This is a genomic window from Coriobacteriaceae bacterium (assembly GCA_025757745.1).
Taxonomy (GTDB): Bacteria; Actinomycetota; Coriobacteriia; order Coriobacteriales; family Coriobacteriaceae; genus Collinsella.
Genome location: CP107217.1, coordinates 1,775,015 through 1,801,215, shown reverse-complemented (window position 1 = coordinate 1,801,215; position 26,201 = coordinate 1,775,015). Strand labels below are relative to the sequence as shown.

The window sequence follows — 26,201 nt, the reverse complement described above, 5'->3', positions numbered from 1 at the left end:
GCGTCAGTCGAATAACTGTGCGCTTGAACTGAGACCGCCCGAAATGACGGTGGATGCGATGGGGATGGCAAGGCAGTACGTGACCGAGTGAGTTTACTTGCACATATGGGCATGGTGGACGAATGGTAAGACTAAGCTGGCGAAAAGTGAACCTGGTTCTCCTTGTCGGCTTGGATCGTGCCGATTTCATCGGACACCACACAGCAATTACCGGTAGAACACGTCGAATTCAATTGTGTGAATGCGCGCATTGTCTGGATCGGCGTCAATCGTAGAATGCTCGGCATCGCTCACTTCTGTCCAGACTTTATGGCCGCCGTTGATCTTATCGACGATCCTCATGACGGCTGCTTTCTCTTCCGCTGTCGCATTCCAGGGGATGTCGCAGAGTTGCTCGCCGTCTTCAGACACGACGTCGAGCCAGGCGGCGTCCTTTGGGATATCGGGGTCTTGTTCGAAGCGGAGGATGGTTCCCGGTTTAAGCGCTTCGCGCTGGATTTCTGACTCGTCTGGCTCGTCCATCCAATCGGTGTCTTCAAACTCCTTTTCCCAGAGATAGCCGTATCCGATTGTTTTAACGCTTACGAGATACGTTTTGTCGCAAGAGGAATTGGCGGCTGATTCGGGCTTAATAAAGAATGCTCCGAAAGCCGAAGCGGCAAGAACCGTAAATCCACGTCAAGTCAATTCGAATTCTTCCAAGTTGCCCATTTGAATCTCCTTCTTTTGACAGCGGGCTGTTCGCTGTCAAAAAGAATAGGAGCTCGTGCGGACATAATACTGGAGCCAATTCCCTCTGCCCGATAGCGTAATCTACTCATTTCAATCTGGTTGCGAATAGTGGAGGTGAGTCTAAATGTGGGACACACCTCAGGCCACTCAAGGCGCTCGCCGATTAATAGCTACCTTGTTGGAACGTTTCGTACATTTGGATTTAGACTGCTGATTTAGGTGCTTGAGATATCAGACATAGTTGCGAGATGCCGAGCTAAGCCCCTCTCGCTTCTTGGAAGTCATGAATCGGTTCGGTTGAGGGAAATGTCGAAAGGAATACCAGGATGGTTGTAAACCTTAAAACTGTAAAAGACGCGGTGAATCTTGCGGCGGATGTTCTGGCCGCGGCAGCTGGTGTCATTGAGGGCGCAAAGCAGCTCGGCGTCGATGTCGATGCCGTTGGCGGCGCTGTAATGGATGCAGCGGGCGGCGCTGCTAACGGTGCGCGTGTCGTTGCCGATGGCATTGGCAAGGGGTTCGGAGTAGCGGCCGATGGCGTTGGCGCGGCAGTTGGCGCGCTGGACGGTGCTGTGAAAGCGTTCCAGGACTCAAGAGAAGCCGCCGAGGCTCGCAAAAAGATCAACGCCGCAAGGCAGTCGATTTTCGAAAGTGCGTCGACGGTGATGCCCCTGCACAAGTTTGTCTGCCAGCAGGAAAGGGCTGTCGATGCTGCGTTTAACGGCTTTGATACGCCTGGCTGCTACCTTATCGCAAAGTATCAAAAGGGCGGTCACGATAAGAACTACAGTGACTATCTGGGAATTTATGTGGGCTCAAGCGAGCATATGTCGGATGGTATCGTGTCCACACCCACACGTTTGGGCGATCCGGATGTCTATGCAGATTACAAGTATCATCAAAACGTGATGCTGTTCGTGTTCCCCTGCGAACTGAAGGACCTCGATGAACGTCGCGAACTCCTGCTGCGCTCGTTTAAAGGCAGTAGACTGTACAACGGGTCTGAGGTACTGGCTTAAGGGCTTGGTTGGGGTTAGTCGACAATCTCGATCTGTAACACGAGGACGAGCATTCAGCTCCCAGCTGTTACAGATTTAGACAATCTGGGGGCGAGCTGAGAAGTGTCTCAATCTGTAACAACTAGGGAAGGAAAACCGTTCTTGTTGTTACAGATTTAGATAAACTGGAGACCGCCAGGGAAACATCTCGATCTGTAACAGATAGAGGAGGAATAACCCTCTTACTGTTACAGATCGAGACAGAAGCCGGGGCGAGGTTGACCATCGTCATCGAGCGTGGATATTCGGACACACGAGAGTGGAAAATCTCCCGCCTAGAGAATGAACGTAGACAATCTCCCACTTTGGGCCCAGTGGCACGCCAAAAGCGGGAGGTTATCAACGCTCGATTTCAAACGGGAGATAATCCACGCTCGAATTTGCCGCGGAAGCCCGATCTCCACCTATATATAGGTGCAAATGAGTCGTTATCGAAGGGATGTTCTGCAGGCTCACTCCACTACGACAAAGTATTCCCTCGTGAAATGTCACCGCTACATGCAAATCCAGCGTCCTTCATATCCAAACTCAACAAAACCGCAGGTCACGGCTATATAGATACGCCCGGCACCGTGTATCTAGAGGTTTTCGTTGACAGCCCCCAAGGTTGCATCGTATTATCTTTTTCGTTCGCGGGGGCGGCGGTCCAAAAGACCAAAGGACCTGCGGATACTTGAACGATTGGGAGTTTGCCCGAGTGGTTAATGGGGACGGGCTGTAAACCCGTTGGCTCTGCCTACATAGGTTCGAATCCTATAGCTCCCACCCGTCAAGTGCCTGTATAGCTCAGTCGGTAGAGCACTTCGTTGGTAACGAAGAGGTCACCAGTTCAAGTCTGGTTGCAGGCTCCATCCGGCGGTGTAGCTCAGTTGGTTAGAGCACACGGTTCATACCCGTGGCGTCACTGGTTCGAATCCAGTCACCGCTACCATAGGTAACACGGTGGCTTCTCAATAGTATGTTGAGAGGCCACTATGGTATAAAGGCAAAGTCCCGTCCGGGGACGACCTGTTTAGAGGAGGGCTTTATGGCCAAAGAGAAGTTTGAGCGCACTAAGCCGCATGTTAACATCGGCACCATTGGTCACGTCGACCACGGCAAGACCACGCTGACCGCCGCCATCACCAAGGTTCTCTCCGAGACCGAGGGCTGCAAGGCTGACTTCACTGCGTTCGAGAACATCGACAAGGCTCCCGAGGAGCGCGAGCGCGGCATTACGATCTCCGTCTCCCACGTTGAGTACGAGACTGCTGCCCGTCACTACGCTCACGTTGACTGCCCGGGCCACGCTGACTACGTCAAGAACATGATCTCCGGTGCTGCTCAGATGGACGGCGCTATCCTGGTCATCGCCGCTACCGACGGCCCCATGGCTCAGACCCGCGAGCACATCCTGCTCGCCCGTCAGGTCGGCGTTCCTTACATCGTCGTCTTCCTGAACAAGTGCGACATGGTTGACGATGACGAGCTCATCGACCTCGTCGAGATGGAGACCCGTGAGCTCCTCTCCGAGTACGATTTCCCCGGCGACGACATCCCCGTCATCCGTGGTTCCGCTCTGGGCGCTCTTGAGGGCGACGCCAAGTGGATGGACGCTATCCGCGAGCTCATGAACGCCGTCGACGAGTACATCCCGACGCCTGCTCGTAACAACGACCTCCCGTTCCTGATGGCCGTTGAGGACGTTATGACCATCTCCGGCCGTGGTACCGTTGCTACCGGCCGTGTCGAGCGCGGTGAGCTCAAGCTCAACGAGCCCGTCGAGATCGTCGGCATCAAGGATACCCAGAACACCGTCGTTACCGGTATCGAGATGTTCCGTAAGTCCATGGACTTCTGCGAGGCTGGCGACAACGTCGGTCTGCTGCTCCGCGGCATCAAGCGCGAGGACATCGAGCGCGGCCAGGTTCTCTGCAAGCCCGGTTCGGTTACCCCGCACACCAAGTTCACCGGCGAGATCTACGTTCTGACCAAGGAGGAGGGCGGCCGTCACACCCCGTTCTTCGATGGTTATCGTCCTCAGTTCTACTTCCGTACCACCGACGTTACCGGTACGGTCAAGCTGCCCGAGGGCACCGAGATGGCTATGCCTGGTGACCACATCACCATCGAGGGCGACCTCATTCACCCGATCGCTATGGAGGAGGGCCTGCGCTTCGCTATCCGCGAGGGTGGCCACACCGTCGGTTCGGGCATCGTCTCCACGATCATTGAGTAAATTAGCTCTTTGATATAGCTGACTTAGAGAGAACCCGGCACTTATAGGGTGCCGGGTTCTTTTCTACGCGGGGCTTGTTCCCTGACGATTGCGCTTCGCTCGCTCTTAAGCCGAGCGTGAGGGATCGATTAGATCTCACTGGCTTCATTGATGTGTTCCAAATATGAATGGATCCAGCGAGAACCAATTGATTCGAGGTTTTCATTGACAGCACTTACGTAGAGCTGATAAAGTACCAACTCGTGCCCGTACGGGGCGGAAATGAAAGGTTCAGGATAAATGCGTACTCTAGTTACTCTTGCGTGCACTGAGTGCAAGCGCCGCAACTATACGACCACCAAGAACAAGTCGAACATGCCTGATCGTATGGAGATCAAGAAGTATTGCCCCTGGTGCCGTCACCACACGCTGCACAAAGAGACTCGCTAGTCTCTAGTCACATACGCCAGTAGTTCAATTGGTAGAGCATCGGTCTCCAAAACCGAGTGTTGAGGGTTCGAGTCCTTCCTGGCGTGCCAGTCATTATTCCGTAAGCTCCCAATTGGGGGCTTACGGTTTACTCATGTATAAGCGCATTGCGCGGAGGTAACCCAAATGGCCAACAAGAAGAACAAGAAGAAGGCTCAGCAGCCGGTACCTGCCAACAACGCTGCCGCCAACTCCAAGGTTGAGGCCAAGAAGGCCGTTGCCAAGAAGAACGAGAAGGCTGCGAAGTCCAAGAAGAATGAGAAGCCTGGTTTCTTCGCCCGCACCAAGAAGTATTTCGCTTCGGTGAAGTCCGAGATGAAGCGTGTCACGTGGCCCGATAAGAAGGAGCTCGTGAACTACTCGGTCGTCGTTTGCGCTTCTCTGATCGTCGTCGGCGTCGTCATCGCTCTGCTCGATGCTGGCTTTGGCGAGGCTCTTGCTCTGTTCTCTGGATTGAGGGGCTAAACCATGTCTAAGCGTTGGTACGTCGTTCACACTTACTCTGGATACGAGAACCGCGTTAAGTCCGATCTCGAGCATCGCATCGAGACCATGGGCATGCAGGACCGTATCTTTGATATCGAGATTCCTATGGAGCGCGTCACCGAGATCAAAGAGGGTGGCAAGCGCGAGACCAAGGATTCCAAGATTTTCCCGGGTTATGTCCTGGTTCGCATGGAGATGGATGACGATGCGTGGACGTGTGTTCGCAACACGCCCGGTGTTACCGGTTTCCTGGGCGGCAATGGCAAGCCCGCTCCGCTTTCCCGCGACGAGTACAATAAGATGACTCGTCGTCCCGGTAAGGGCGATTCGCCCAAGCGCACCTCGGTCGATATTCAGGTCGGCACGTCCGTCCGTGTCACCGATGGCCCGCTTACCGACTTTGATGGCAAGGTCTCCGAGGTTAACACCGAGGCAGGCAAGCTGAAGGTCACCCTGATGATCTTTGGCCGTGAGACGCCGGTCGAGCTCGACTTTAACCAGGTTGCTGTCATCGCTTAAGTTTTCGTCCGTTCGCTCGAGCGTGCTTCTTCTGTGACTGCTCATCTCAGGAGTGCTTCTAACACGTGCGTGCTTACGATATAGCAAGTACTTCACACTCGTGATTCGAAAGGAATGACCATGGCTGAGAAGAAGGTTGCCAACGTCATTAAGCTCCAGATTCCTGCTGGTGCAGCTAACCCCGCTCCTCCCGTCGGCCCCGCCCTGGGCGCAGCTGGCGTGAACATCATGCAGTTCTGCCAGGCCTTTAACGCCGAGACGCAGGACAAGAAGGGCGACATCATCCCCGTTGAGATCACTGTCTTCGAGGATAAGTCCTTCTCCTTCATCACCAAGACCCCGCCGGCGGCTCACCTCATCAAGAAGGAGCTGAACCTCAAGTCTGGTTCCGCTAAGCCCCAGGCCGACAAGGTTGGTCAGCTCTCCCAGGAGCAGCTCACCAAGATCGCCGAGATCAAGATGCCGGACCTCAATGCCAACGACATTGACGCCGCCAAGAAGATCATCGCCGGTACCGCCCGTTCCATGGGCGTCACCATCGCTGAGTAGCGATTTCTTTTGGTAATGACGGGTGCTCCAACCGGGGCGCCCGTTAAATGTGTGCAATAGGGCACACGATACGATGTGGGAGGGCTCGCGCCCGTTTAACCACAGGAGGTAATGCACATGGCTAAGCATGGTAAGAGCTATAACGCCGCTGCCGAGAAGATCGACCGCGCCACGCTCTACACCCCCCTTCAGGCTGCCAAGCTCATCAAGGAGCTCGACACCGCCAAGTTCGACGAGACCGTCGAGGCCCACTTCCGTCTGGGCATCGATACTCGTAAGGCTGACCAGAACATCCGTGGTTCCATCTCCCTGCCTCACGGCACCGGCAAGACCGTTCGTGTTGCCGTCTTCGCCGAGGGCGAGAAGGCCCGCGAGGCTGAGGCTGCCGGCGCCGACATCATCGGTTCCGACGAGCTTGTCGCCCAGATTCAGAAGGGCGAGATCAACTTCGACGCCGCTATCGCTACGCCGAACATGATGGCCAAGGTTGGCCGCATCGGTAAGATCCTTGGTCCCCGTGGCCTCATGCCGAACCCCAAGCTCGGCACCGTGACCATGGACGTCGCCAAGATGGTCTCCGAGCTCAAGGCTGGCCGCGTTGAGTACCGCGCCGACCGCTACGGCATCTGCCACGTGCCCCTGGGCAAGAAGTCCTTCTCTGAGCAGCAGCTCGTCGAGAACTACGCTGCCCTGTACACCGAGATCCTGCGCGTCAAGCCCTCTTCTGCTAAGGGCAAGTACGTCAAGTCCATCTCCGTGTCTTCCACCATGGGCCCTGGCGTCAAGGTCGATCCCGCTATCCAGCGCGACTTCCTGGCTGAGTAACTAACAGTTACTGCCTGAGCAAAGCAAGCATTGCTAAAGAGACCCGGTTCTGCCTCGTGCAGGACCGGGTCTCTTGCTTTTGAGTCAACGAAACCACCACGAAGGGGACAGGCACCCTTGTGGTGGTTTTACTTGTGTTGTACTTTAGCGCGATGTAGTACTACCCGAGGCCGAAGGGAGCCCAACATGTTTAAGAACACGCAACAGCTCCTAGGCCTAGCGCTACTAGATTGGATAGCGCGCTAGGGTTGTAATCTCGCTATAACGATTTGTTGTACCCGGGTGCGCTATCGTCTGCCGCTTTCAGGCGTGATGAGCGACACGGGTATTTTTCTATCTCTAGGCCTTCTCTCTCTCCTGAAAGCCATCTGTCATAAAACGGTCAATCAGGAGGAACATATAAGCCGCAAAATTACAATCTTTGACGCCACCCTGTGCGACGGTGAGCAGTCGCCGGGCGCCAGCATGAATACCGAGGAAAAGCTCTTCATCGCCCGCCAGCTGGTGCGCATGAACGTGGACGTTATCTAGGCGGGCTTTCCCATCTCGAGTCCTGGTGACTTTCGCTCCGTACAGGAGATTGGCAAGATTGCGGGCGACCGATGCACGGTATGCGGCCTGACGCGCGCTGTCGACAGGGATATCGAAGTGGCTGCAGAGGCGCTCAAAACGGCCCAGAGGCCCCGTATCCATACAGGGCTGGGTGTGAGCACCAGTCACCTGCGCGACAAGCTCCATATGACTGAGGAAAGGGCAATTGAGTGAGCGATCCATGCCGTCAAACATGCTCGCAAGTTCGTTGACGATGTTGAGTTTTATGCCGAGGATGCCGGCCGCTCCGATCAGGAGTTTCTGGTGCGCATTATCGAGGCGGCCGTAAAGGCCGGTGCCACGGTCGTGAACATCCCCGATACGATGGGCTACAACATGCCGTGGGACTTTGGCGCCCGCATCCGTGACCTGCGCGGGCGCTGCGGGTGCGGCCGGTCAGCGTGCGGTCGACGTGATGGAGTATCGCGAGTACGAGATTGAGCGCATTGCGCGCCAGGCATTTGAGGCGGCGCGCAAACGTCGCGGCAAGGTGACGAGCGTTGATAAGCGCAACGTGCTGGAGACGAGCCGCATGTGGCGCGAGATCGTGCATCGCGTGCAAGACGAGGAGTACTCCGACGTGGAGCTTGAGGACCTGCTCGTCGACAACGCCGCCATGCAGCTCATCAGTCGACCGGCAGACTTTGACGTCGTGGTGACGGAGAACATGTTCGGCGACATCCTGTCCGATGAGGCGGCTCAGATTACCGGATCGCTCGGTATGCTTGCCTCTGCCTCGCTGGATGATGGCGTATCGCTGTTTGGGCCGAGCGCTGGCAGCGCTCCTGACATCGCGGGGCTCGGCGTGGCCAATCCGCTGGCTCAAATCTTGTCGGTGGCGATGCTGCTGACCTACGCGCTCGACATGGGCGAGCAAGCCGCGTGGATCGAGAGCGCCGTGGCGCGCGTGCTCGACGAGGGCTGGCGCACCCGTGACATCGCCGATGTCAACACCCCGGCAGATAAGATCCTCGGCACCACGACGATGGGCGACAAGGTCGTCGCCGCGCTGTAGGCGATGCCGATTCAAGCTGTCAAATATCTCAATCTGTAACATCTAAGGGGCAAAATCGTTCCTACCTGTTACAGATTGAGATTTTCGGGTGAGCATCCGTGGTCTGTCTCGATCTGTAACAGCTAACCGATTATTTGGGCCCTACCTGTTACAGATTGAGACAAACCGTTGGGACAGGTCGGACGAGTCAGCAAAACCACCACAAAGGTGCCGGTCCCCTTCGTGGTGGTTTTTAGCGCAACGAGGTGTTCCCAGCCGACCATACGGGCGGCCTTGCGCTCACGCTGCTCGATGACAGCGCATCTTTAGACGCGAAGTGCGGAACCGGGTGCATATACGAGCCGCGTAGCGTTACGAATTCATGGGAATGACCGTATCGCCAATTTGTACGCTTGCAATCTTGTCTGTGTCACAAACTTGCGAGAACGGCCAGGTCTTGTGGACATCAGTGGTGCCGTTATCCAGTTTATTTGCGAAATAGCCGCTGTGGCTGGTTGCGTCCTCAACATGACCGTCTTTGAACGTCACGATGAGGGGTATGTTGCCAACGGCATCCATAGACTCCTCCATGTTTTGAGACATCTTGCCGCTGTTGTTGTCGTGTTCGATGGAACGATCTATGTTGTAGCGGACTGAAACGCCAACGCAGGATACGGTGGCCTCTTGAATCGTCGCCTTGGTGCCGTTAAAGTTGACCGATTTGGGCGCGGGAATCGTAACGGATGTATCTTCGTAATTCAGCTGGAACTTAAGATCCCATGGGCCCGTAAGTATTTTCTTATACTCGGGAAGCTCTTTGCCAGCACGTGGCACAACGAAAGAGTTGATATGCGTGCGGACGGTCCTGCCCATAAGGCCGGGTGATTCAACGCTGAACTGTGCAAAGTATTGAATGCTGGAGTCATTGGGGTTCTTGTCAATGAGCCATGATTGGCCTTGGCCGCCATGCTCGCCATCAACGTATACGTTTCCATCGACACTTCCGGCGATAGTTCCGTTCTCGCCCGGCTCGGAAAGCTTTTTCAGGGCAGCGGGATCGTCGAACGTAAGCGTATAGGCGATGGTAACCATATCCTTGTCGCCCATGATGGCGTCGGCGGTCACGGTGACTCCGTTGTTGGAGCAGCTAGCACCGACGGGCCGGCCAATACGGTCGATGATCTCGGTTTGAGAAGCAGGTCCGTCAAAGATGTCGGAAAGCATGTCAGAAGGAAGCGGCAGGACGCCTGTTGCCATAGCCGTGCCAGCGCCTCCAATGACGATAGCGAGGACTGCCGTTACAGCGGCAATGCGAGCGACTGTTCTTACGGGATGGCGGGCGATGCGCGGCTTGCGTCGCGTGCCATTAAAGTTGCTTTGAGCGGTCGCCGCATCGCTTGAGGCGACGGACTGAGCAATCGAGTTTGCCATGTGCTGCTTCGCATTATCGGTAAACGAAATGTGCTCCAGGGCGTGGCGATAGTCATTCGAATTCGTAGTCATTGTGGTCTCCTTTCAAGGAAAGCCGAAGTGACGCACGTCCGCGGCTAAGGTGCTGGGCGGTTGCAGCTGGCGTCGCGTGAACGGCGTCTGCGATTTCCCTGATGCTCATGCCTGCGTAGTAGTGCAAAAAGATGGCGATGCGCTGTGCTTGAGGCAGGGCCGTGACAGCGGAAAGAATGGCGCAGTCGCGTTGCGCGAATTCTTGCTCGGTATGTGTTACGGGTGCGCAGAAATCGGGGAGCGAATCGAGGTCGACAACCGGGTGATTCGCGTGCGTACGGCCGATATCGCGACATGCGTTCAGTGCGACTCGGATCACCCAAGCACGTTCGTGTTCGAGCGAGTCGAACGGTTGAGTGCGTTGGAGAATCTTGATCAGCGTGTCCTGGCAGATGTCTTGAGCGTCGTCAGCGGATCCAAGGGCCGAATAGCACAATCGAAGGATGAGGTCGGAATACGTGTCGACCAAGCGCTTTGCTTCCCGCTCGATCTGATCGGCATCGCATCGGAGCGTGCTATTGCGGTTACGGCGTGCAGGCATAGTGTCACCTCCAATTGGTCGTGGTGGATATAGGGAAGGCGTCTCGCGAGGTCCCTCTACATACAACACGGTCGAGACTGCATAAGTTGACAAAAAAAGACGGCACGTGAGCGCCGTCCTTACAAAACAATGAGTGTTCTCGTTAATTACACAAGCACCGTGATGGACAGGTCGGACGAGTCAGCAAAACCACCATAAAGGTGCCTATCCCCTTCGTGGTGGTTGTTGGCAGTTACCAGGGGGTTCTGGCGGTTGAAGACTCGATTGCTTCGTGGCGTTTGAGCTCGCGGCGCATGGTTTGCGAGTTGAGCCAAGCGGCCTTCCAACCGCGCGTGGGGTAGCGCGCCTCGTCAATTTCGATCTTGGTATAGCCGCAGGCGTTGACAATCTTCGTTCCGCATGGGTGTTGGCGCTCGCGTTGAAAGTTGGGGCCGTAGCTTTGGTGCACATGCCCGTGAATCATATAGTCGGGACCCCAAGACTCAAGAGCCGCATTAAAGCACTCGAATCCTCGATGCGGCAGGTCGTCCAGGTCGCCCATGCCTGCGACGGGTGCATGGGTAAGTAGAATATCGCATCCGTCTACCAGTGCGATTTTTCGCGATAGCTTGCGCATGCGTTTTGCCATCTCGCGCTCGGTATACATGTTCGCGCCGTCGCGGTAGCGCATGGAACCGCCCAGACCCGCAATGCGAATACCTCGGTACACATATACGCTGTCCTCAACACAAATGCACCCGCCCGGTGCATGGCGCGCGTAGCGGTCGTCGTGGTTGCCACGAACGTACACAAGCGGTTTGTTGATGACAGTGACCAAAAACTCAAGATAGTCCGGATCCAGGTCGCCTGCGGATAGAATCAGGTCAACGTCCTCAAAGCGCTCCTTGCGAAAACATTCCCACAGGCAGCGCTCCTCTACATCGGCAATGGCTAGGATATTCATAGGGCACGGACCTCCGGCTCGTTATCGAGCTGCGGAATCGAGCCTATAACGTTGTCAGCCAGCCAGTTCATCTCGACAATCTGCGTACTCGGCAGGGGAGGGAAGCCCTCAATCTGAACCACGCCGTCCTGGCTGTGGAGCTCGCCGCCAAATGGGTTGATGGAGCCCTCGACAATGCCGTTGCGAAGCAGCTGCACAAGTTTACGCGTCTGATAGGGTAGGCCCGGAGCGTAGCGAATATCGATGACGCCGGAGCTCATACCGTACCAGTAGTTGACGGCGCGCACCTGCTGGTCATCGGCGGTCTCGTCCCATGTGCCGTGCAGTAGGCTGCGTACGATGAGTTCGTAGTAACGGCCCCAGTTCCATACCGGCATAGCAATACCGGTAACTTCCTTGCCGTTTACCAGACGGTGAAGCCCGTAGGCGGTGGGGTCCTCGAGAGACTTGGACATATCGGCGCCGGTCATGACGCTCACGCCCTCGCGACACATGGCTTCGGCAAGACCGCCGGCGGGAACATCTCCCCAAGTGAGGATAATCTGCGCACGAGGGTCGAGCAGCGAGGCACCGATAGCGAAGGCGTTGATTTCGCTCAGCGCGCCCGAGGCGAAGACCGACGCATGGTAGCCAATACGGTGGTTGTCGGCCATGCTGGCGGCAAGGGCGCCCAGTAGGAACTTGGCCTCGTACATCTTTCCAAAGTACGAGCGGACGCTTTGGTGGGGAAGGCCGATTGAGCAGTTAAGGAACCGCACCTGGGGATACTCGACTGACGCCCTGAGCGTGTATTCCATGAGCCGGTGTGAGGTCGAGAAGATGACGTTCGCCCCGTGCTTTACGGCTGTCTCGACGGCGGCGTAGAACACGTCCGAATCGTGGCAGTCCTCGAACGCCTCGGTGCGCACGATGCCGCCAAAGTGCTCATCAAGATACCGGCGGCCCTGGTCGTGTAGGCTGTCCCAGCTCGACGTGGCACAGGGAAACTCGTGGATAAAGGCGATTCGCATGGGATTGGCAGTGGAGTAGACGGTCTTGCTCATAAAGAAGTTGAGCACGCCCGAGGTAGCTTTTGTCGGTGCGCCCTCTTTCTCGTTGGGCTGCGGCGCTTCGACAAGATCGACTTTGTCCTCGTCGCTTTTGCCGGCAATGACAAGCTCGCGCCAAATCTTGCACAGACGGTTGACGACGATATCCGTCGGCGTATCCAGCAGACGGTCCTGGTTGTAGACGTTGAGGTAGACGAGCATGGCATCGGCAGGCGTAATGTCCAAGTGGTCGCCGCCCGCGCGAAGATAGGCGCGCTTAAAGAGCAGGAAGGTGTGACGTAGGTAGTCGACCTTCTTTTGAGGCCATTTTTCGACAAGATCTTGGCCGAGCATTTTGGCAAGCATCTCGTAGCTGCCCTCGCGCGAAAACTCAATCTCGTACAGGGGGCATACGTACCAAAAGGCGCAAAACTCACCGTACAGGCGGCTCTCGACGGAATCCCACTTACCGGGGTACAGACGCGTCACCTTGGCCGAAACCGTCGGAGCGTCAAGGAATTTGAGGACGCTGACACGCTTGTTGCCCTCTTGGACGTAAAAGCGGTGCATGAACTCGGTGACGATGATGGGGTCGCGGTAGCCCTCGGAGATTTGGATATCGTAGAGGTTGGACCATTTGCGGGCGAATTCGGTATTCCAGGGGAGCAGCGGCATAAAGTTACACGAAAAGGCGGACTGGCGACCTTTGGTAACCGTGCCGACGACCATTTCGAGCGGAATGTCCCGCAGGCCGATGTTCTCGCGCTGCCCGCAGGGAAGCTGGGCGACCAAGCTGTCGAGGTCCGTAAGATATGGATGCTCGCTTTGGCTGATGGCGCGACGGCGTCCCTGTTCGCCGCGCTTGCGCGCTTGACGATAGGCCTCTTCCATGGTGTCTACTCCCTTAGTCGTTTAAACAACGATATGAACCATGGTACCACGATGCGAAACCACCACAAAGGTGCCTGTCCCCTTTGCGGTGGTTTTAGGCGATGATGGGGGCGATGGCGCGGATGCAGGCGTCGGCTGCCGTAAAGGTGGTGCTGTCGTCACTGACGATAAAGATGATCTTACCCTTAATGCCAAAGTCGCCGATCTCGCTAAAGAGCACGTAGGGTTCCTTGTCAAAGCCCGAGATGGGTGAAACGGCGACCTTGGTGGCACAGGCGAGCTCGTCTGCCAGCGCATCGAGCGAGTCCCACTTTGACGTGTCCTTCACCGCGACGGGAACGACAACGCGTCCAAAGGGCATGAGGTGCACGAGTGTGTTCTTGGAGATGTTGGAGTTGGGGACGATGATGGTCTGTCCGCAGGCGTCCTCGATGGTCGTGTGGCGCCAAGTGATGTCCTGGACCACGCCCGACACGCCGCCGACCTCGATATTGTCGCCGGGCTTGATGATGCCCATAAAGGTCACTTGCATGCCGCCGATAAGGTTTGATAGCGTGTCCTGAAAGCCGAGCGAGATGGCGATGCCGCCGACGCCAAGAGCGGCGACGAGCGCGTTTGCGTTAATGCCAAAGCAGTTGTCGAGGATAAAGCTGCCGCCGATCATCCAAATGACGGCACGCGCGATGTTGATGAAGATGCTCGATGCGGGAAGCGGGTTGTCGTCTCGGTTGAGTAGGTGGCGCAGGGTCTTGGATGCCACCTTGGCGGCGATGGCGGTGACTATTACCAAGATGACGGCCCAGATGATGTTGTGGACCCAGCGCTGCTCAAAGAAATGAAGAATCGGTTCAAACAATTCCATGTAGGGAAAACCTCCTAATGATCATTCAACCATGATACCCACCAAAAAGCCCGTCCGATCACATCGGACGGGCCGATAACTTGAGATGGGGTGGCCGCGGTGGCGTAAGCTGGGCCGCCGGCGAGCACGCCGGCAAGGAGTGCGGCGGTCAAGCAAGACGGGGAAGGAGTCTTCTCATGGCAGTTTCCTTAGTTCTTAACCAGTGGTTCCTGCTGACGCTGGATTATCGACATGATATGCGAAAACCGTCGCAAAGGTATCTGTTCCTTTGCGGCGGTTTTGACGTTTGCGCAGATAAAACCTGCCAAAATAAACCTGTCCCTTATTGGCAGGTTTTAGCTCAGCAGCATGCGGTCGTTGGCGAGCTCGCCGCCCGAGACCTCCTCGAACTTCTGCAGCAGGTCGGCGACGGTGAGCGACTTCTTCTCGTCGCCCGCCACGTCGTAGATAACGTGGCCCTCGTGCATCATGATCAGGCGATTGCCCAGACGGATGGCGTCATTCATGTTGTGCGTGACCATGAGCGTGGTCAGGTGGTTCTCGTCGACAATCTCCTCGGTCAGATTGAGCACCTTAGAGGCGGTCTTGGGGTCGAGTGCCGCGGTGTGCTCGTCGAGCAGCAGCAAGCGCGGCTTGGTGAGCGTGGCCATGAGCAGCGTGAGTGCCTGGCGCTGGCCACCCGAAAGCAGGCCGACCTTGGCGTTGAGGCGCGTGTCCAGGCCAAGGTCCAGGCGCTTGAGCAACTCAACGTACTCGTCCTTCTCGGCCTTGGTGACGCCCCACGAAAGGCCGCGACGCTGGCCGCGACGCTTGGCGAGGGCCAAGTTCTCGGCAATCTGCATGTCGGCTGCGGTGCCGCGCATGGGATCCTGGAACACGCGGCCCAGGTACTTGGCGCGCTGCGACTCGCTCAGGCGCGAGATGTCGGTGCCGTCGAGCTCGATAACGCCCGAATCGAGCGGATATACGCCGGCAATCATGTTGAGCAGCGTGGATTTGCCGGCGCCGTTGCCGCCGATCACAGTTACAAAGTCGCCGTCGTTGAGGGTAAGGTCGACGCCGGTGAGCGCGCGCTTCTCGGTGACGGTGCCCTTGTTAAAGGTCTTCTTGACGTGCGAGAGCTTAAGCATCTGCCTCATCTCCCTTCGTGTAGGAGCTGCGGAGCTTATAGCGCTCCCAAACCACGGGCACGCACAGGGCCACGGCGACAATCACAGCAGAGAGCAGTTTCATGTCGTTGGCGTCCATGCCCAGCTGCAGCACGATGGCGCGGATGAGGAAGTACACCACGGAGCCAAAGACGGCGGAGGCCAGACGGACGGAGAACTGCGTGAGACCGCCGGGCAGCAGGCGGCCGAGCACCTCGCCGATGACGATGGCGGCAAGACCGATAACGATGGCGCCGGTGCCCATGCCAATGTCGGCATACTTCTGGCTCTGGCAGATGAGCGCACCCGAAAGGCCAATGAGGGCGTTGGAGAGCACGAGGGCGATCATTTTGGTGGTGTTGGTGTTAACGCCCAGGGCGCGGATCATGTACTCGTTGTTGCCGGTGGCACGCAGTGCCGAGCCGATCTCGGTGCCAAAGAACCAGTACAGGATGGCGACGATGGCCACGGCCAGCACGATGCCTAGGATAATGGCAACAGTGGACTGCGGCAGGCCCGTCATGTTGCTGACAGACGAGAAGATAGTGCCCTTGGCAAGGATGGGCGTGTTGGACTTGCCCATGATACGCAGGTTGATGGACCACAGACTGATCTGGGTGAGGATTCCGGCGAGGATTGCGGGAATCTCAAAGACGGTGGTCAAAATGCCCGTGACCGCGCCCGCGATGGCGCCGGCGCACATGCCGGCCAAAACGGCGAGCAGCGGGTCGACGTCGTTATTGACGATGAGCACGGCGCAGACACAGCCGCCGAGGGCAAAACTGCCGTCGCAGGTCATATCGGGGATGTCGAGCAGGCGGAACGTGATAAACACGCCAAGCACCATAATGCCCCAGAGGACGCCCTGCGAAACGGCGCCCTGCAATGCAATGAGCATGCTTCATGCCTCCTAGGATAGGGTGGACACGCGAGTCACCATGATAGCGGTAACAATGCATAATAGAGTGGCGGACGGATGTTTTGTCTCATCCGAAACAAGCAGGGCGAACGCCGGTCTTTGGCGTTCGCCCCTGTGGCTCAGATATTGAATAACACGGCAACGGCGCGAGTATGGGCCCTAGGCACATCGCCGCGCATACTGCTACTCGTCCAGAGCGGAGAGGTCGATGCCCAAAGCCTCGGCCATCTCGTCATTCTTGACGACGACCAGGTTCTTGCTCGAGAGGTGCTTGATCGGCATATCCTCAGGCTTGGCCTCGCCCTTCAGGATCTTAACGGCCATCTCGCCCGCGGCGTAGCCCAGGTCCTCATAGTTGATAGAGAGGGTGAACAGGCCGCCGGCCATGCACATACCCTCCTCGCCGGTCACGTAGGGAAGATTGTTCTCCTTGCAGATCTGGCCCACCTGTGAGGCGCCCGCGGCGATGGTGTTATCGGTGGGGGAGTACAGCGCGTCGACCTTGCCCACGGCAGATTCGACGACGGACTGGATCTCGTTGGAGCTCGAGACGGTGAAGTCGGTGTACTCCAGGCCCAGCTTGTCGAGCTCCTTCTTGGCGGCCTTGATCTGGACGTCGGAGTTGGACTCGGCGGTGCAGTAGAGCAGGCCGACCTTCTTAACGTCGGGCAGGACCTTCTGCATCATCTCGAGCTGCTCGGCGACCGGGGTGAGGTCGGAAGCGCCCGTGACGTTGGTGCCGGGCTTGTCGTTGTCCCGGACCAGGCCGGAAGCGGCGTAGTCGGTGATGGCACAGCCAACGATGGGGATATCAGCGGTGGCGCCGGCGGCAGCCTGCGCGGCGGGCGTAGCGATGGTATAGATCAGGTCGACGCCGTCGCCTACGAACTTGTCGGCAATGGACTTACACGTGGACTGGTCGTTCTGGGCGTTCTTCTGGTCGATCTTGACCTTAAGGCCGCTCTTCTTGATGGCCTTGACGAAGCCGTCGTTGGCGGCATCGAGCGCGGAGTGCTCGGTGAGCTGCAGAACGCCGATGGTGTAGTCGGAACCGGCGGCAGCGGAGCCGGAACCAGAGTTGCCGCCGCATCCGGCGAGCGGAGCGAGCGCGAGCAGGCCAGCGGAGACAAGAAGGCTCCTGCGGCTGATGGTGATGTCCTTCATATCATTACCCCCAGTATAAAAATGGCTGGAAACACTGCACTAGGAAAAAGTGCAAGTGGGACTATAGTAACGCCGATGTCCATTTTTACAATAACCTGGCGGGTTTTTTAATACTGAACCGGATGGGCGGTGCTGAGGAACAACGGACGGTAACGGGGCTTATGCTGCGGGCGCGGGGCTGTCTTCTTCGTCTAGCGCGGCAAAGAGTTTCTTGCCGTCGAGCAAACGCGTGCTGACGTTTCTCATGCGGCTGACCTCAACGGTGCGCAGGGTGTCGTCGGCGCCTCGGGTGTCGTAGACCGTTCCCAGCAGATACGAGACGCCATCGCGCTGCCTGATGGCAAAGGGCCGGACCGTCATCCGTACCACCTCGGTTTCGCCCCGGGTCATGACGTTTGAGATATCAAAGCTGACGGTTGTTCCATGGTCGATGGCCTGTTCGACGAGCTCGCACGTGTCGATACGCTTGGCACGCGGACGCGTTGTCTTGACGGGCGCGTCGTTGGCGGCCGGTGCCGGTTCGGGCATATCGAGGTAGCCGCGAACATCGGCGCTCGCCATGGCGACCAGGTGCTGCGCCATGCTCTTTCGAATGGCTATGGGCGTCGATCGGTTGCGCATGACCATGCCGTGGAGCCGTATGATCTCCTCGTCAGCAAGTGGGCGGGTGAGGAGCCGATAGCCCACGCCGCGTTTATAGTCGATTTCGTATCCGGCGTGACGAAGTGCCGATATCGAGGTATAGATGCTGCGGCGTGCCGCCGAGATGGGCATGCGGGCGGGGTCGTCGGGATGGGCGAGAAGCTCGACCAGCTCGTCGGAAAGCAGCGCTTTGTCCTCGCCGGTGTTCTCGCTCAAGAGCTGCAGGATGCGCACGGCGCGATAGGCTGCCATCGAGGCGGAGCCCCTGGTCGTGGTCTCGTAGTTTTCAACAACGGCTTCGGTCATAGTGCCCACGTCCTTTCTTTTTTGGTGATGGCAGATCAGAGCCTAGGGCGCGGAGCCTGGCCAAGGACGCGTGGCGCCTTGGACGGTCGTTGGTTGCCGGCAGACGGCGGGTCGAGTTTTCAACAGCCCTGCCCAACTGACCAAAAACTTGCCAAAAGCTTGACGGATGCTGTTGAAAAAAGCGTCTCTCGACCGATGTCGAGAGACGCTTATGCGATGAGCGTTGGCGTGTGGCGACGCGAGCTAGCGTCCGACGATTAGAAGTCGGCGTTGCCCACGGTGCGCGGGTGCGGCAGGACGTCGCGGATGTTGCCCACGCCGGTCAGATACATGACCAAGCGCTCGAAGCCCAGACCGTAGCCGGCGTGCTTGCAGGAACCGTAGCGGCGCAGGTCAAGGTAGTACTTGTACTGCTCGGGATTCATGCCCAGGTCCTTGATGCGGGCCTCGAGCAGATCCAGGCGCTCCTCGCGCTGGGAGCCGCCGATAATCTCGCCGATACCGGGAACCAGGCAGTCGGCGGCGGCGACGGTCTTGCCGTCCTCGTTCATGCGCATGTAGAACGCCTTGATCTCAGCCGGGTAGTCGGTCACGAAGGTCGGGCGCTTAAAGTGCTCCTCGGTCAGGAAGCGCTCGTGCTCGGTCTGCAGGTCGATGCCCCAGCTGACGGGGTAATCAAACTGGTGGCCAGCAGCGACTGCCTGCTCCAGGATCTCGACGGCCTCGGTGTAGGTAACGCGGGCAAAGTCGGAGTTTGCCACGTGGTCCAGGCGCTCGATCAAGCCCTTGTCCACAAACTTGTTGAGCATGTTGAGCTCGTCGGGGCAGGTGGCCATAACGTCCTTAAGGACGTACTTGAGCATGGCCTCGGCGTTATCCATGTAGTCGTTAAGGTCGGCAAAGGCCATCTCGGGCTCGATCATCCAAAACTCGGCGGCGTGGCGCGTGGTGTTGGAGTTTTCGGCGCGGAAGGTGGGGCCAAAGGTGTACACGTCGCCAAAGGCCATGGCAAAGTTCTCGGCATTGAGCTGGCCGGATACGGTAAGGCTCGCGTGCTTTCCAAAGAAGTCCTGGCTCCAGTCAACCTCGCCGGACTCGGTGAGGGGCGGATTTTTGGGGTCGAGCGTGGTCACGCGGAACATCTCGCCGGCGCCCTCGCAGTCACTCGTGGTGATGATGGGGGTGTTGACGTAGACAAAGCCCTGCTCCTGGAAGAAGCGGTGGATGGCGGCAGCCGCGACAGAACGGATGCGGAAGACGGCACGGAACAGGTTGGTGCGCGGGCGCAGGTGCTGCTGGGTGCGCAGGAACTCGACGGTTGCGCGCTTCTTCTGCAGCGGGTAATCCGGGGCGCTGACGCCCTCGACCTCGATGGAGGTGGCAGAAAGCTCGAAGGGCTGGGGCGCATCGGGGGTCAGCTTGACGGTGCCGGTGCAAATGAGTGCGGCCGAGACGTTTTGATGGGCGATCTCGTCGTAGTTGTCGAGTGCCTCGCGGTTCATGACGACCTGCAGGTCGCGGAAGCAGCTGCCGTCGTTGAGCGTAACAAAGCCAAAGTTCTTCATGTCGCGGATGGACTTGACCCAGCCGGCGACGGTGACGGTCTGGCCGCCGAGCGACTCGGCATCGGCATAGAGCTGCGCGATTTTGGTGCGGTTCACGTATCCTCCCATAACGGTTGAATGATAGTTATCCATACAGTTCGATATTCTAGCAGCTCGGCTCATTTGGGCTATACAGATAAGGCATTGGCGGGATGGTTTTTCAAACGAAAAGCGCCCGCGGCCAAATGGTCGCGGGCGCTTGACGAGGTGCCTTTTGGCTGTGTGGCGCGGGGCCTGGCTACTTGGTCTTGGCAACCAGCAGCGGATCGCCAAGCTTGACGAGCGGATTGCCGCCGATAAGCGTGCCAGACTCGCCGACGTGGTCGATGCTCTTGAGGCGGTCGAGCTCAGAGATGATGACGGTCACGATGTCCTCGTGACCGGCGGCCTTGATAGCGTCGCGGTCGAAGCTGATGAGCGGCTGGCCGGCCTTGACCGTGTCACCCATCTCGACAAAGCGGGCAAAACCCTTGCCGTTCATTTCCACGGTGCCCAGGCCAACATGGATGAACACGCGCAGGCCGTCCTCGGTGATCATGCCGATGGAGTGATTGGTGACGGTGGTGGCGCCGATGCGACCGTTGGCGGGGGCGTAAATGGTGCCGGTAATGGGCTCGATGCCGTAACCCTGGCCGAGCATGCCCGAGGCGATGGTCTCGTCGGGAACCTCACTCAGATTGACGAGCACGCCGTTGACGGGAGCGTAGATGACGCCTTCGCGGGTGGCGAAGCTTGCTGCGGGCGGAACGGACGCCTCGCCCGACGAAGTGAACGTGGACTTGAGCGAATCGAGCAGACCCATAGATGCCTCCAACGTATCAGGCGTGCATGTTGCACGCGTGTGGTTTGCCGGAAACGTTTCGTACGTGTTTCCCAGCACGGTCAGCGCTCCTATTTTACGCTGCCCAACGATACCTCTGAACAGCGATTTTGTGATATATCAGTTGAAGGCCAACTTATTGCGGGGGTGTTTCTGCGCCGCGGGCTCAAGTGGGGTACGCTAAGGTGCGAAAAACGAGCGCGCACGAATCGCACGGAGGGAGCACCTATGATTATTGAGAACCATGCGCTGTGGGGCGAGGAGCCGACCGAGGATTATCCGGCGACGTTTACGTATCTGGGTGCCGAGCCGCTGCCCGACAAGCCCAATGGCCGCCGCCCCGCGGTGATCATCTGCGGCGGAGGCGGGTTTACGCATATCGCTCCGCACGAGCAGGACCCGGTGGCGTTTGCGTTTTTGGACCGCGGCTACCAGGCCTTTGTGCTCAACTATGTGACGAGCGGCACGGGCGACGTGAGCTTTCCGCACCCCCAGGCAGACCTTGCCAAGATGGTCGCTACCGTGCGCGCCAACGCCGACGAGTGGCATGTCGATCCCAAGCGCGTGTGCGTCGTGGGCTTTTCGGCGGGCGGCATGATCTGCGCCTCGCTGGCGACGCAATGGAAGACCGGCCCCTTCGCGGGCCTTGCCGGGGCTCGTCCGGAGGATATTCGTCCCGACGCCGTGGTGCTGGGCTATCCGTTGCTCGACCTTGCCTATGTGCGCGATATGCAGACGCGTGACCCGCGCATCGACCTGCGCGTGCCCAAGACGGGTGGCAAGACAGGGCGCGATTTGCTCAACGACTATCTGTCGATGGTGACGGGCGGCGAGGCGACCGATGAGCACCTGACCGACATTTGCCCTACCACGCACGTTTCGCGCCAGATGCCCCCGACCTTTGTGTGGGGCGTTTCGGACGATAAGACGGCGCCGGTCGCGCAGGCCTACCCGTTCGCGCAGCGCATGGCCGAGGAGGGTGTTGCATGCGAGATGCACGTCTTTGACCAGGGTGGCCACGGCCTTTCGCTCGGCAACGCCAATACCGCGGTCGACAACGAGGACAAGCAGGTTTCCGTCCGTCCCTGGATCCGCCTGGCCTTCCGCTTCCTGGAACGCCATATGTAAAAGTAGACTACTTGCCCGTTTCAAAAAGTCTGCTTAGAGGAGGAGCCATGCTTGAGGGTACGTATGTGGTTTTGGCCCAGACGCCGGTGGGGAGCAAGCGCGGCGAGGTGACGTTTTCACATGGGGTGAACGGCGCGCTCAGGGCAGTACTAAACGTCAGGGGTCTCAATATCGCTCTCTCGGGTGCCCGCGCTGAGGGCGATTTCTTTGAGCTCTCGGGTACTATCTCCCACGTCTTGATGGGCAAGGCGCCCTTTACATGCACGGGGTCGGTTGAGGGTGATCGACTCACTGCTACCGCGCGGTCGGGTCCCATTTCGATCTCGCTGAGCGGTATGCGCAAAGAGCTTTCGGGGCGCACCGCATAAAGTTTGCGCAGGTAAACATCGGTATTTTACTTTATAAAATAGTTCAGAGCGCTATCATTTGTCGTTACGAGTTGGTTAGCCCCGGTAAACGGTTAACCGCGTCTAACGAAAGGATGAGCGCGTGAAGCTCGATACACTCGAGATTGGAAAGGACGCCGTTGTCGCATCGGTGGCATCGGACGATCAGGCACTCCGACAGCATATTTTGGACATGGGCCTAACTCCGGGCACCGAAGTTACCATGATGAAGTATGCCCCCATGGGCGATCCGCTCGAGATTCGCCTGCGCGGCTATGAGTTGACGCTGCGCAAGGACGATGCCGCACGCATTGAGCTCGTGGATGTGCACGACACCGATACCGGCCCGCGCGCTAACGCCACAATCGGCACGACGGAGCACCCGGCACTCGGCGAGGGGACGTATTCGCCCCGTGCGGCAAAAACGGCCGTGCCCGAGGGCGCACCGCTGCATTTCGCCCTTGCCGGCAACCAAAACTGCGGTAAGACCACGTTGTTCAACCAGCTGACAGGCTCCAATCAACATGTCGGTAACTTTCCCGGCGTGACGGTCGACCGCAAGGACGGCACTATTCGTAACCACCCCGAGGCGAGCGTTACCGACCTGCCTGGCATCTATTCGCTGTCGCCGTACACGGGCGAAGAGATCGTCAGCCGCCAATTCATCTTGGACGAAAATCCCGACGCCATCATCGATATCATCGACGCCACCAACATCGAGCGTAACCTGTACCTGACGCTGCAGCTTATGGAGCTCGATCGACCCATGGTCATCGCGCTCAACATGATGGACGAGGTGACGGCCAACGGCGGCGCCGTGGACGTCAACCTGCTCGAGAGCCTGCTGGGCGTGCCTGTTGTTCCCATTAGTGCTGCCCGCAACGAGGGCATTGGCGAGTTGGTGGATCATGCCTTGCACGTGGCGCGGTTCCGCGAGCGCCCCGGTCGCCTGGACTTCTGCGCGCCCGATGGTCCGGACGGCGGCGCGCTGCATCGCTGCATTCACGGCATCGCCAACCTTATCGAGGACCATGCCGCGACGGCGCACATTCCCGTGCGTTTTGCGGCGACCAAGCTGGTTGAGGGCGACGAGCTGGTGACCGAGGCGCTTCACCTGGACCGCAACGAGCTCGACGCCATCGAACACATCATTACCCAGATGGAGGGCGAGGCCGGCACCGACCGCCTGTCCGCGCTGGCCGACATGCGCTTTAGCTTTATCGGCGACGTGTGCGGGCGCTGCGTCGTCAAGCCGCACGAGAGCCGCGAGCATGTGCGCTCCGTCAAGATCGACCGCATCCTGACAGGTCGTTACACGGCCATTCCGGCGTTTCTGGTGATCATGGGCCTTGTCTTTTGGCTGACGTTTGGCGTGATCGGCGCGGCGTTGCAGGGACTTATGGAGGACGGCATTGCTGCCATCATCGCCTCGGCCGATGCGGGTCTCAAAGCGTTCGGCACCAACGACGTGGTGCGCTCGTTGGCTGTCGACGGCGTGCTTACGGGCGTGGGCAGCGTGCTGACCTTCCTGCCGATTATCGTCGTGCTCTTTTTGTTCCTCTCCATTCTGGAAGACTCCGGCTACATGGCGCGCGTGGCCTTTGTCATGGATAAGGTATTGCGTCGCTTTGGTCTGTCGGGCCGCAGCTTCGTGCCCATGCTCGTCGGTTTTGGCTGCACCGTGCCGGCTATCATGTCGACCCGTACGCTCCCATCCGAGCACGACCGCAAGATGACGGTCATGCTCACGCCGTTCATGAGCTGTTCGGCCAAGTTGCCGGTCTACGGTCTGCTGTGCGGAGCGTTTTTCCCGCAGGCGACAGTTCCCGCCATGGTTTCGCTCTATCTGATCGGCATCGTGGTCGGCTGCATTGCCGCCCTGGTGCTCAACCGCACGGCATTTAAGGGCGACCCGGTGCCGTTTATCATGGAGCTCCCCAATTACCGCCTGCCGAGCGTCAAGACGACGGTGATGCTGGCATGGGATAAGGCCAGGGACTTCATCACCAAGGCCTTTACCATTATCTTTGCCGCTACGGTGGTCATCTGGTTCCTGCAGACGTTCGATATCCGCTTTAACGTGGTCGCCGACCAGTCGCAGAGTCTACTTGCCGGTTTGGGTAGCATTATCGCGCCGGCGCTGGCGCCGCTCGGCTTTGGCGACTGGCGTGCATCCACGGCGCTCGTCACCGGACTTATCGCCAAGGAGAGCGTCATCTCGACCCTCACGGTGCTTTTGGGTGCAACGTCGCCCGCGGCACTGTCGACCATGTTTTCGCCGTTCACCGCCTACGTGTTCTTGGTCTTTACGCTGCTGTACCCGCCTTGCGTGGCGGCAATCGGCGCCGTCAAGAGTGAGCTGGGCGCGCGCTATGCCGTTGCCGTGTTCGCGTTTCAGGTGACGGTCGCCTGGATCGTGGCGTTTGTCGTGCATTCGGCAGGTATATTGCTGGGGTTGGCTTAGTTATTTATTGACGGCGCAACCTCTGTGTATCGAATTGTTTTCGGCCCCGCATCTGTTGCTGACGGATGCGGGCCGTTGCTATATAATCGCCTCCGCTCAAAACGATTGGAGACGTTATATATGACTCAGGCAAGGCAAGACGGCATCACGCTCAAGCAGTGGCTCCCGCTCATCGGACTCACCTGCTGCGCCTTCGTGTTCAACACGTCGGAGTTTATGCCCATCGGTCTTTTGACTGACATCGCCGCGTCGTTCTCGCTCACCGAGTCCCAAGCCGGCATCATGATCTCGGTCTATGCCTGGGGCGTCATGCTGCTGTCGCTGCCGCTCATGGTGTTCGCTTCGCGCTTTGAGTTCAAGCGGATGTTGCTGGGCGTGCTGGCCGTGTTTTCGCTGGGCCAGTTTCTGTCCGCTGTGGCGCCGACTTATCCCATCCTGGTCTGTGCGCGCCTGGTGGTCGCTTGCGCACATGCCGTGTTCTGGTCGGTCGCTTCGATTATGGCCTCGCGCCTGGTCGACACTCGCGACGGGGCGCTCGCCATCAGCATGATCGCTACGGGCTCGTCCATCGCGCAGATCTTTGGTCTGCCCCTCGGTCGCGCTATTGGCTTGGCCGTGGGCTGGCGCATGACGTTTGCCGTGGTCGGGGTCCTCTCGGCCATCGCGGTCGTCTACCAGGCGACCGTGTTTCCGGCCATGCCGGCGGGCGAGCGCTTTACCGTCAAACAGTTGCCCGAGCTGCTCAAGAACCCGCTCCTGATCGCGCTCTACGCGGTCACGGTTTTTATGGCGACCGGCTACTACGCGGGTTACAGCTATATCGAGCCCTTCCTGGCACAGGTCGCGCACGTCGACGCGGGCGCCATCACCATGACGCTGACGGCGTTTGGCTGCTCTGGTCTGCTCGGAAGCTGGCTGTTTGGCCGCCTGTTCGATGGGCATCGCTTCCCGTTCTTGGCTATTATGCTCTCCGGCGTGCCGGCGGCCCTGCTGCTTATGGGTCCGGCCGCATCGTCGCTCGCTGCGGTTCTCGCTGTTTGCGCGCTATGGGGCTGCTGCGCCACGGCCTTCAATGTGGCGTTCCAGGCCGAGCTCATCAAGAACACGCCGGCGGATTCGTCGGCTGTCGCCATGTCTATCTTCTCGGGCCTGTTTAACCTGGGCATCGGCACCGGCACGGCGATCGGCGGCGCTGTGGTGTCGGGCCCCGGTATCGCCTGGATCGGCTATGCAGGCGGCGCGATTGCGGTCGCGGGCGTCATCCTCGCCATCACGGTGATGTTCCCGGCCATCCGCCGCGCCAAGCCCGTCGCCTAATCACGTTCCCTCATCAGTTGCGGTGGAATAGTTCCTGTTTAAGGCCTCTGAAGGCCCAAACAGGAACTATTCCACCGCAATTTATTTTGGGGAAG

The 26,201-nt window shown here is 58.5% G+C and carries 24 protein-coding genes, 4 tRNA genes and 1 pseudogene; 17 read left to right on the top strand and 12 right to left on the bottom strand.

The window, feature by feature from the left end; genetic code table 11:
- Positions 1–207: 207 nt before the first annotated feature.
- The gene (locus tag OGM60_07870; protein UYI98798.1) at positions 208–522 is read right to left on the bottom strand and encodes a hypothetical protein; all 315 of its coding nucleotides are present in this window, start codon (positions 520–522) and stop codon (positions 208–210) included.
- A 536-nt stretch (positions 523–1,058) separates the two neighbouring features.
- On the opposite strand from OGM60_07870, the gene OGM60_07865 reads away from it, so the two are divergent.
- The 13 genes and pseudogenes from OGM60_07865 to OGM60_07805 all read left to right on the top strand — a co-directional run bounded on the left by OGM60_07865 (position 1,059) and on the right by OGM60_07805 (position 8,461).
- Positions 1,059–1,751, top strand: coding sequence for a hypothetical protein (locus OGM60_07865; protein UYI98797.1), 693 nt, complete (start codon positions 1,059–1,061; stop codon positions 1,749–1,751).
- 722 nt (positions 1,752–2,473) lie between these two features.
- A tRNA-Tyr gene (locus OGM60_07860) sits at positions 2,474–2,555 on the top strand.
- Between the two features lie 10 nt (positions 2,556–2,565).
- Positions 2,566–2,641, top strand: a tRNA-Thr gene (locus OGM60_07855).
- A 3-nt stretch (positions 2,642–2,644) separates the two neighbouring features.
- Positions 2,645–2,721, top strand: a tRNA-Met gene (locus OGM60_07850).
- 96 nt (positions 2,722–2,817) lie between these two features.
- Complete coding sequence (gene tuf / locus OGM60_07845; protein UYI98796.1) at positions 2,818–4,008, top strand: elongation factor Tu; 1,191 nt, start codon at positions 2,818–2,820, stop codon at positions 4,006–4,008.
- 279 nt (positions 4,009–4,287) lie between these two features.
- Positions 4,288–4,437 carry a 50S ribosomal protein L33 gene (gene rpmG / locus OGM60_07840; protein UYI98795.1) on the top strand — a complete coding sequence of 50 codons (150 nt, stop codon included), beginning with the start codon at positions 4,288–4,290 and terminating at the stop codon, positions 4,435–4,437.
- A 13-nt stretch (positions 4,438–4,450) separates the two neighbouring features.
- Positions 4,451–4,526, top strand: a tRNA-Trp gene (locus OGM60_07835).
- Positions 4,527–4,602: 76 nt separating this feature from the next.
- Positions 4,603–4,941: a preprotein translocase subunit SecE gene (gene secE, locus OGM60_07830; GenBank protein ID UYI98794.1), complete on the top strand. Its 339-nt coding sequence runs from the start codon at positions 4,603–4,605 to the stop codon at positions 4,939–4,941.
- A 3-nt stretch (positions 4,942–4,944) separates the two neighbouring features.
- The gene (gene nusG / locus OGM60_07825; protein ID UYI98793.1) at positions 4,945–5,481 is read left to right on the top strand and encodes a transcription termination/antitermination protein NusG; all 537 of its coding nucleotides are present in this window, start codon (positions 4,945–4,947) and stop codon (positions 5,479–5,481) included.
- A 120-nt stretch (positions 5,482–5,601) separates the two neighbouring features.
- Positions 5,602–6,030 carry a 50S ribosomal protein L11 gene (rplK, locus tag OGM60_07820; protein ID UYI98792.1) on the top strand — a complete coding sequence of 143 codons (429 nt, stop codon included), beginning with the start codon at positions 5,602–5,604 and terminating at the stop codon, positions 6,028–6,030.
- A 117-nt stretch (positions 6,031–6,147) separates the two neighbouring features.
- A complete protein-coding gene (rplA, locus tag OGM60_07815) occupies positions 6,148–6,855 on the top strand; it encodes a 50S ribosomal protein L1 (GenBank protein ID UYI98791.1) in 708 nt (235 codons plus the stop codon).
- Between the two features lie 465 nt (positions 6,856–7,320).
- Positions 7,321–7,887 (top strand): annotated as a pseudogene (locus tag OGM60_07810) (hypothetical protein).
- A complete protein-coding gene (locus OGM60_07805; GenBank protein UYI98790.1) occupies positions 7,796–8,461 on the top strand; it encodes an isocitrate/isopropylmalate family dehydrogenase in 666 nt (221 codons plus the stop codon). Before OGM60_07810 ends, OGM60_07805 begins: the two are co-directional and overlap by 92 nt.
- A gap of 351 nt (positions 8,462–8,812) precedes the next feature.
- Here the strand turns inward: OGM60_07805 and OGM60_07800 are convergent, their stop codons facing one another.
- From OGM60_07800 to OGM60_07750, 11 genes are all read right to left on the bottom strand, one after another.
- Positions 8,813–9,943 carry a DUF4179 domain-containing protein gene (locus OGM60_07800; protein UYI98789.1) on the bottom strand — a complete coding sequence of 377 codons (1,131 nt, stop codon included), beginning with the start codon at positions 9,941–9,943 and terminating at the stop codon, positions 8,813–8,815.
- The gene (locus OGM60_07795; protein ID UYI98788.1) at positions 9,924–10,484 is read right to left on the bottom strand and encodes a sigma-70 family RNA polymerase sigma factor; all 561 of its coding nucleotides are present in this window, start codon (positions 10,482–10,484) and stop codon (positions 9,924–9,926) included. Before OGM60_07795 ends, OGM60_07800 begins: the two co-directional genes overlap by 20 nt.
- 232 nt (positions 10,485–10,716) lie before the next feature.
- A complete protein-coding gene (locus OGM60_07790) occupies positions 10,717–11,427 on the bottom strand; it encodes a metallophosphoesterase family protein (protein ID UYI98787.1) in 711 nt (236 codons plus the stop codon).
- Positions 11,424–13,346 (bottom strand): BMP family ABC transporter substrate-binding protein, encoded by a 1,923-nt coding sequence (locus OGM60_07785; GenBank protein UYI98786.1) that lies wholly within the window; start codon positions 13,344–13,346, stop codon positions 11,424–11,426. The genes OGM60_07790 and OGM60_07785 overlap by 4 nt, the downstream gene beginning before the upstream one ends.
- A gap of 94 nt (positions 13,347–13,440) precedes the next feature.
- Positions 13,441–14,208 carry a mechanosensitive ion channel family protein gene (locus OGM60_07780; protein UYI98785.1) on the bottom strand — a complete coding sequence of 256 codons (768 nt, stop codon included), beginning with the start codon at positions 14,206–14,208 and terminating at the stop codon, positions 13,441–13,443.
- A gap of 335 nt (positions 14,209–14,543) precedes the next feature.
- Positions 14,544–15,338: an ABC transporter ATP-binding protein gene (locus tag OGM60_07775; protein ID UYI98784.1), complete on the bottom strand. Its 795-nt coding sequence runs from the start codon at positions 15,336–15,338 to the stop codon at positions 14,544–14,546.
- Positions 15,331–16,254, bottom strand: coding sequence for an ABC transporter permease (locus OGM60_07770; protein UYI98783.1), 924 nt, complete (start codon positions 16,252–16,254; stop codon positions 15,331–15,333). Before OGM60_07770 ends, OGM60_07775 begins: the two co-directional genes overlap by 8 nt.
- 204 nt (positions 16,255–16,458) lie before the next feature.
- Positions 16,459–17,439 carry an ABC transporter substrate-binding protein gene (locus OGM60_07765; GenBank protein UYI98782.1) on the bottom strand — a complete coding sequence of 327 codons (981 nt, stop codon included), beginning with the start codon at positions 17,437–17,439 and terminating at the stop codon, positions 16,459–16,461.
- A 159-nt stretch (positions 17,440–17,598) separates the two neighbouring features.
- A complete protein-coding gene (locus tag OGM60_07760) occupies positions 17,599–18,387 on the bottom strand; it encodes a WYL domain-containing protein (protein ID UYI98781.1) in 789 nt (262 codons plus the stop codon).
- 257 nt (positions 18,388–18,644) lie between these two features.
- Entirely contained in the window at positions 18,645–20,048 is a 1,404-nt protein-coding gene (gene asnS, locus OGM60_07755) for an asparagine--tRNA ligase (protein UYI98780.1), read from the bottom strand.
- Between the two features lie 181 nt (positions 20,049–20,229).
- Complete coding sequence (locus tag OGM60_07750; GenBank protein UYI98779.1) at positions 20,230–20,793, bottom strand: PTS glucose transporter subunit IIA; 564 nt, start codon at positions 20,791–20,793, stop codon at positions 20,230–20,232.
- Positions 20,794–21,039: 246 nt separating this feature from the next.
- On the opposite strand from OGM60_07750, the gene OGM60_07745 reads away from it, so the two are divergent.
- The 4 genes from OGM60_07745 to OGM60_07730 all read left to right on the top strand — a co-directional run bounded on the left by OGM60_07745 (position 21,040) and on the right by OGM60_07730 (position 26,106).
- On the top strand, positions 21,040–21,939 hold the full coding sequence (locus OGM60_07745; protein UYI98778.1) for an alpha/beta hydrolase: 900 nt from the start codon (positions 21,040–21,042) through the stop codon (positions 21,937–21,939).
- Between the two features lie 47 nt (positions 21,940–21,986).
- Positions 21,987–22,307, top strand: coding sequence for a hypothetical protein (locus OGM60_07740; GenBank protein UYI98777.1), 321 nt, complete (start codon positions 21,987–21,989; stop codon positions 22,305–22,307).
- 121 nt (positions 22,308–22,428) lie between these two features.
- Complete coding sequence (gene feoB / locus OGM60_07735; protein ID UYI98776.1) at positions 22,429–24,789, top strand: ferrous iron transport protein B; 2,361 nt, start codon at positions 22,429–22,431, stop codon at positions 24,787–24,789.
- Between the two features lie 120 nt (positions 24,790–24,909).
- Entirely contained in the window at positions 24,910–26,106 is a 1,197-nt protein-coding gene (locus OGM60_07730) for an MFS transporter (protein ID UYI98775.1), read from the top strand.
- Positions 26,107–26,201: the final 95 nt, after the last annotated feature.